At 70.6% G+C, this 6,733-nt stretch carries 5 protein-coding genes; 3 read left to right on the top strand and 2 right to left on the bottom strand.

Translation table 11 applies throughout. The annotated features are described in order from the left end of the window. The first annotated feature begins 65 nt into the window (after nt 1–65). Both ACZ3II_RS36215 and ACZ3II_RS36220 read left to right on the top strand, forming a co-directional pair. On the top strand, nt 66–1,946 hold the full coding sequence (locus ACZ3II_RS36215; RefSeq protein ID WP_465523951.1) for an alkaline phosphatase family protein: 1,881 nt from the start codon (nt 66–68) through the stop codon (nt 1,944–1,946). Between the two features lie 6 nt (nt 1,947–1,952). Continuing rightward, nucleotides 1,953–3,062, top strand: coding sequence for an NHL repeat-containing protein (locus ACZ3II_RS36220; RefSeq protein ID WP_465523908.1), 1,110 nt, complete (start codon nt 1,953–1,955; stop codon nt 3,060–3,062). A 12-nt stretch (nt 3,063–3,074) separates the two neighbouring features. Here ACZ3II_RS36220 and ACZ3II_RS36225 read toward each other — a convergent pair whose 3' ends face one another. Further along, nucleotides 3,075–3,737: a DedA family protein gene (locus ACZ3II_RS36225; RefSeq protein WP_465523910.1), complete on the bottom strand. Its 663-nt coding sequence runs from the start codon at nt 3,735–3,737 to the stop codon at nt 3,075–3,077. Nucleotides 3,738–3,865: 128 nt separating this feature from the next. Continuing rightward, nucleotides 3,866–4,678: an RNA polymerase sigma factor SigF gene (locus ACZ3II_RS36230; RefSeq protein WP_465523912.1), complete on the bottom strand. Its 813-nt coding sequence runs from the start codon at nt 4,676–4,678 to the stop codon at nt 3,866–3,868. Between the two features lie 303 nt (nt 4,679–4,981). On the opposite strand from ACZ3II_RS36230, the gene ACZ3II_RS36235 reads away from it, so the two are divergent. After that, nucleotides 4,982–5,401, top strand: coding sequence for an ATP-binding protein (locus ACZ3II_RS36235; RefSeq protein WP_465523914.1), 420 nt, complete (start codon nt 4,982–4,984; stop codon nt 5,399–5,401). Nucleotides 5,402–6,733 lie beyond the last annotated feature (1,332 nt).

A 6,733-nucleotide genomic window follows, 5' to 3' on the forward strand; every position in this document is an offset into this window, starting at 1 on the left:
TGGATGACCATTCGTTCGCCCGTTCGGGTACACGTGGCCGGGTGTGTCATCGTCGAGACGTGGCCATGATCCTCGCCCGGGCCCGTGCCGTGCTGCGCAGCGCGCTCACCACGTTCGTGGTGCTGACCCTCACCCTCTGGCTGATGCCCGGCGTCGCCGGCACCGACATCGTCGACACGCTCGGCCTGGTGGTGCTGGTCGCGGTGGTCGGCGCCGTGCTCCGCCCGCTGCTGCTGATCGGCATCACCGCGCTGGGCGGCTGGGCGGCCATGCTGCTCGGCGTGGTCGCGCAGGTCGTGGTGATGGTGGTGGCGCTGCGGTTCGACCCGGGCAACCGGATCAGCGGACTGCCGAACCTGGTGACCGCCGCGATCCTGGCGGTGGTCGTCGCCGCCCTGATCGACTGGATGGCGGACAGCGGCAGCGACGACACGTTCGTCCGCGAGGCCCGCCGCCTGATGCGCGGGGTCCGCCGCAGATCCGGGCGCCGGTCCGCCCGGCGGATGCTGCCGTTCCGCAGGTTGCCGCCGGGCACCGAGCCGGGCCTGCTGATCGTGCAGCTCGACGGGGTCGCCGAGCCGGTGCTGCGCTGGGCGATCCGGGCCGGCAACCTGCCGGTCCTGGGCCACTGGCTGCGCAGCGGCAGTCACACCGCCCGCGGCTGGCACACCGGCCTGCCGTCGACCACGCCTGCCTCGCAGGCCGGCATCCTGCACGGCGCGTCCCGGCAGATCCCCGGTTTCCGCTGGTACGAGAAGGAAACCGGCCGCCTGATGGTCGCCAACCGCCCCCGCGACGCAGCCGTCATCGAGTCCCGGCTCACCGACGGTCACGGGCTGCTGCGCGACGGCGGGGTGAGCATCAGCAACGCGTTCAGCGGCGACGCGGCGACCAGTCTGCTCACGATCAGCCACGCGGCGCTGCCCGGCCGTACCGCCAAGGGCTGGGCCGCGTTCATGGCCTCGCCCTACGGCTTCACCCGCGCCCTGGTGCTCGGCGTCGCCGAGGTCTTCACCGAGCTGCACCAGGCCCGGGTCCAGCGCCGCCGCAACCTGCAGCCCCGGGTCAGCCGCTCCGGCGCGTTCCTGGCCCTGCGCCCCGCCTCGATGCTGCTGCGCGACGTCAACATCTCGCTGGTCGCCGAGCAGATGGCCCGCGGCGTGCCGGTCGTCTACTGCGACCTGGTCGACTACGACGAGGTCGCGCACCACGCCGGCCCGGCCCGGCCGGAGTCGATGCGCCAGCTGGAGAGCCTGGACCGGATGCTCGGCGTGCTCGACCGGCTGGCCCCGGAAGCGGCCCGCGACTACCACCTGGTGGTGCTCTCCGACCACGGGCAGAGCCAGGGCGCCACGTTCCGCCAGCGGTACGGCGAGACCCTGGACGAGGTGGTCGCCCGGCTGGCGGACGACGTGCTGGTGGTGTCCTCGGGCAACCTGTCGCTGCTCTACCTGACCGGGCTCCCGCACCGGGCCGACCAGCGCGCCATCGAGCACGCCCACCCGCGGCTGATCAGCGGGCTGGCCACCCACCCGGGCATCGGGATCGTGGTGGTGCAGGGGGTGGAAGGACCGATGGCGTACGGGCCCGGCGGCTCCCACCGGCTCCGGGACGGCACTGTCGTCGGCCTCGATCCGCTGCTGCCGTACGGTCCGCACGCCTGCGCCGACCTGCTGCGCCACCAGAGCGCCGCGCACGTCGGCGACCTCGTGGTGATCAGCTCGGTGGACCCGGAGACGCAGGAGGTGGCCGCGTTCGAGGAACTGGTCGGCTCGCACGGCGGCCTCGGCGGCTGGCAGACCGACGCGATGCTGGTCCACCCGGCGTCGTGGCCGGTCACCTACGACCTGAACGGCCCGGACGCGGTACACCGGCAGCTCACCGACTGGCTGGTCATGCTCGGATTGCGAAGCCCCGCGCGACTTTCGCTCATCGGGGAGAGTTGACCACATGTGCGCCTGCTATCCCTTGTCCTCCTGTTCGTTCTGACGGTTGCCGCTCCCGCCCGGGCTGTCGAACCCACCGCCCGGACCGCGCCCACCTTCAACGGAACCGTCTACGCGGTCGCCTACCTCGGCAGCACCGTCTACGTCGGCGGGGCGTTCACCAAGGTCGGCTGGGGCGGGCGCACCCACCCACGGGAACGGCTGGCAGCCTTCGACGGGCGCACCGGCGAACTGCTGAACTGGGCGCCACCCGCCGACGGGACGGTCCGGGCCCTGGCCGCCGTGCCCGGGGCGATCTACGCGGCCGGCGACTTCCACCGGATCGCCGGCCAGAGACGCGACGCGCTCGCCCGGATCAGCCCGCTCACCGGCATGGTCGCCTCGTTCCAGCACGGCATCGCCGGTACCCCGTACGCCCTGGCCGCCGGTAACGGCCGCCTCTACCTCGGCGGCAGCCTCACCGCCGTCAGCGGCCGTCCGGTCGCCAACGTCGCCGCGTTCTCCCTGGCCACCGGCGCGCTCGACACCGGCTGGCAGGCCGCCGCCGACGACCGGGTGCACACCCTCGCCCTCGCCGGCGAGGACGTCCTGCTCGGCGGCGCCTTCAAGGCCGTCAACGCGGACCGGCTCGCGGTACGCCTCGCCGCCGTCCACGCGGCCACCGGCGTGCTGGACCGCTACTTCCGCCCCAAGGTCACCGCCGAGGTCAACGCGATCGCCGTCGACGGCGCCGGGGTCTACGCGGCCACCGGCGGCCAGGGCGGCCGGGCCATCGCCTACACCTTCGACGGCCGTACCCGCTGGCAACGCGTCTTCGACGGTGACACCACAGCGATCACCACGGTCGGTGGGGTCGCGTACATCGGCGGCCACTTCGACCGGGTCTGCCTGACCTCCCGCAACGGCCCGCAGGGCGCCTGCCTGGACGGTTCCGTGCCCCGCGTCAAACTCGCCGCCGTCACCGGGGACGGCCGCCTCACCGACTGGAACCCCCAGGCCAACGGCGTGATCGGAGTACGCGTCCTGGCAACCGATCGCCTCACCGGTTCCCTCGACGCGGGCGGCGACTTCACCACCATCGGGGGACAGGTGCGCCCACGGTTCGCCCGTTTCTAGCCTGCGGCTCTGTCAGGCCTGGCTCTCCTCGGCGGTGGCCGCGGTTCGGGCCCGGCGCCGCCGGATGTGGCGCACGTGCAGGATCACGTAGGTCGTCACCGCGAGCACGAGACCACCGATGACCGGCCACTGGTACTTGTGGATGTGACCCATGATCGGCCCGAGGTTGGCGCCGAGATGGTAGGCGAGCGTGCACCAGAAACCGACCCAGAGCGCCGCGCCGATCGCGTTGTAGAGCAGGAACGTCTTCCACGGCATCCGGGTGATCCCGGCGATCACGCCGTTGAGCTGCCGTAGGCCGTCGATGAACCGGGCCACCACGATGATCCGGTTGCCACGCCGGGCGAAGAACTCCTCCGCCTTCGCCAGCCGGGCCGGGGTGACCAGGATGTACTTCCCCCACCGGTTCACGATCTTCCGGCCGCCGCGGAGGCCGATCCAGTAGCCGATGTTGTCGCCGACGACGGCGGTGACGAAGCAGATCAGCGCGACGATCCAGATGTTCATCCGGCCGGCGCCGGCGTAGATCGAGGCCGCCGCCATGATCGTCTGACCGGGGGCGGGCACGCCGAAGCTCTCCACCACGATGATGCCGCCGATCGCCAGATAGCCCCAGCGGTCCAGGATCGGGGCCACGGTGTCGAGGAACCCGGGAAGGTCGGCAGTAGGTGGCATCCGCTACACGGTAGCCGGAGGTACGAGCGACCGGCACACGGACCTGTGCGGCCCGATGATCAGACCTTTCGCCCTGACGACAATCGGCGCCGCCCCTTCCGGGGACGGCGCCGATTGCTGAGGTCTGATCAGAGAGCGTCGGGAGCGAGCTGGCCGCGCAGCTTGGTCAGCGCCTTGGTGAGGAGGCGGGAGACGTGCATCTGGGAGATGCCGATCTGGTCGGCGATCTGGCTCTGGGTGAGGTTGCCGTAGAAGCGCAGCGTCAGGATCTTCTGCTCGCGCTCGTCGAGGGTGGCCAGGGCCGGGCCGAGGGCGACGCGGGTCTCGGCGATCTCGTATTCGTGGTCCTCGCCGCCGAGGGTGTCGCCGAGTTCGGTGGTGCCGTCGGCGCTGATCGGGGTGGACAGGGAGGTCGCGTTGTAGGCGCGGGCGCCTTCCAGGCCTTCGAGGACCTCTTCCTCGGTGATCCCGAGGTGGACGGCGATGTCGGCGACCTGGGGCGAACGCCCGAGGGAGTGGGTGAGTGTCGCGTTGGCCTCGGTGATGGCCAGGCGCAGCTCCTGCAGGCGGCGGGGCACCCGGACCGACCAGGTGCGGTCGCGGAAGTGCCGCTTGATCTCGCCGATGATGGTCGGGATCGCATAGCCGGCGAAGTCGACGCCGCGCTCCGGGTCGAACTTGTCGATCGCCTTGATCAGGCCGACATTGGCGGTCTGGACGAGGTCGTCGGTGGGCTCGCCCCGGCCGGAGTAGCGGTGGGCGAGGTGGCGGGCGAGAGGCAGCCAGGCCTCGATCGCCCGGTCCCTCAGCGCCGCACGCGACGGGTGACCGGCGGGCATCGCCGCCATCGCGGAGAGCAGCTCGGCCGCACTGTCCGCCGAGGTCTCGGCGCTGGCGATCGTCTTCTGCGGCACCGCGGTAGTGGTTTCGGTGACGGTCATGTCGTGGTCCTCCCTGACACCTTCCCGGAGAGCCGGCCCCTGGTGGGGCCCGGTCGGTCAGGCGTCCATATCTGTAGGACGGCATACGAAGATGCCGTCCAGGCACGCTAGGCCGTTCGGTTACGCAGACTCTATACGACAGTCCTAGAGAAGACTAGCCGAAAGTATGAGTACGTTAACGGGACAAAAGCGGCACTAGCTGGGCGAAGGCCGCAGAATCTTCAGCCATCAGGTGTCCGGAGAGCCAGCTCAACCGACCTTCCGGGTCTCCGCTTTTCCCTCGGGAGTGGGCAAGATGGGCGGATGACGTCGCCGCCAGCCTCGGTTCCGCACCCGGCGGCGATCGAGCTGCGCCGCTGGGACCTCGACAACGTCGGCGAGTTGCGCCACCTCCGCTCCGGCCTGCGTTCCGGCCTGACCGGCGTGCCACTCGGCGACGACGGCCAGGAGCGGATCGCGGTCGTCGCCACCGAACTCGCCACCAACGCCCTCCGGCACGGACGCCCGCCCGCCCTGGTCCGGCTCCTCCAGGAACCCGGCCGGGTGATCCTCGACGTCGCCGACCACGACCTCACCGGCGAACCCCTCTTCGACCTGGAACGCCCGGTCGGCCTCGGCGGCCTCGGCCTGCGCCTCGCCAAAACCTTCGCCACCGACCTCGGCTGGTACCGCACACCCAGGATGAAGCACATCTGGGCGGCTTTCGCTTTCGTACGCCTCTAGCCGCCTCCGCTCAGCCATCCGGCGCTCCCTTCTCCCTCGTGCACTGCCTCCTGGAGTCGCGTTCTCTCCCGCCGGCGCCTACCTCCCCCCGGCGTTACTCCCTGCCTCGCCTCCCCCTGTCCTCCCTTCCCGCGTTCGTCCTTCCTTCCTCCGCTCCCCTTCTTCCTTTGCCCTCGCCTTCCTTCCCTGCTCCGTTCTCCCTCCCCCGTCCTCCCCCCCTTGCACCGCACTCCCTCCTTCTCTTTCCCGCCTGCCGTCGCTCCGGTTGCCTCCGCCCCGCCTTTCCTTCCTCCCTTGCACCGCACTCCCTCCCTCTCGTCCTGCCTCCTTCTCGCCTTCCCTCCCTTCCTCGCTCCGCCCTCGCTCCGCCCTCGTTCCCTCTCGTCTCTCGTCTCTCGCCGCGAGGTGGGCTGGGGGTTGCGGCCGAAGCGCGGCCTTCCGGTGCCCGGTGACCTTGTCGCGACTTGAGTTGTACGGATGTCGGCCGCCCACTGGGCAAGGGAGCGCGATGCCCCCGCACCGCCAGGGCGACATTGGTATGCCTGGGCAGGCGCATCGTGCGTCCGCTCAGGCTCGCCGACGCTCGTTCCGGTCCAAGGCTCGTCGGCCGTCGCTGCGGCTGGTCACGTCGCCGATCGGTGCTGGGGCTGGCCTGCTGACCGTCACCGCCGGCCATGTTCGCCGCCGCCGCTGCCGTAGGCCACGTCCGCTGGCCATCGTCGCCGGTCAGGTCGACTGGCCGCCGTCGTCTGCCTGCCACGTTTGCCGGCCGTCGTCGCCTGCCTGCCACGTTTGCCGGCCGTCGCCGCTGCCGGTCAAGTTTGCTGGCCGCAGCCGAGGGCGGGTGGCCTCCCGGCGGTCCTGGGTGGCGGTCAGGTTCGCCAGCCGTCGCTCAGGCCGGTTATGGCGGAGCCATTACCTGGCTCGGCTACGGCCGGGCTGTGAGCGGTGGGAACGACGATTCGGATGAGAAAGATGTTCATTCCGTATCGGTGTGACTTCGCAAGGTCATTGACCTCTTTTGGCCCGGCGGCACCAGTGGTCACGGTGGTGCGATCGGGTGCGGGGGGCGATTTGGCGTTGCGCAGGGGGACCGGGTAATGTTCTCCGAGCCGGCAGGGAAACGGGCGAGGCAAGCGGAGAGATTCGCTAGCGGCCGTCCTGCCAAACCCCCAAGATCGAGCGACACGAGAGATCGTGTACTCTTCCTGGGTGCCTGTGCGGTTTCAGTTCTGTTGAATTCGGTTGCGAAACGCGGATTTGACACGGCGGAAACGGCGGGTAAAGTAGAGCGAGTGCCCCGGAGGAACGGGCCGCGGAATGCGGAACGGT

It is taken from the genome of Actinoplanes sp. NPDC019969 (assembly GCF_055562375.1).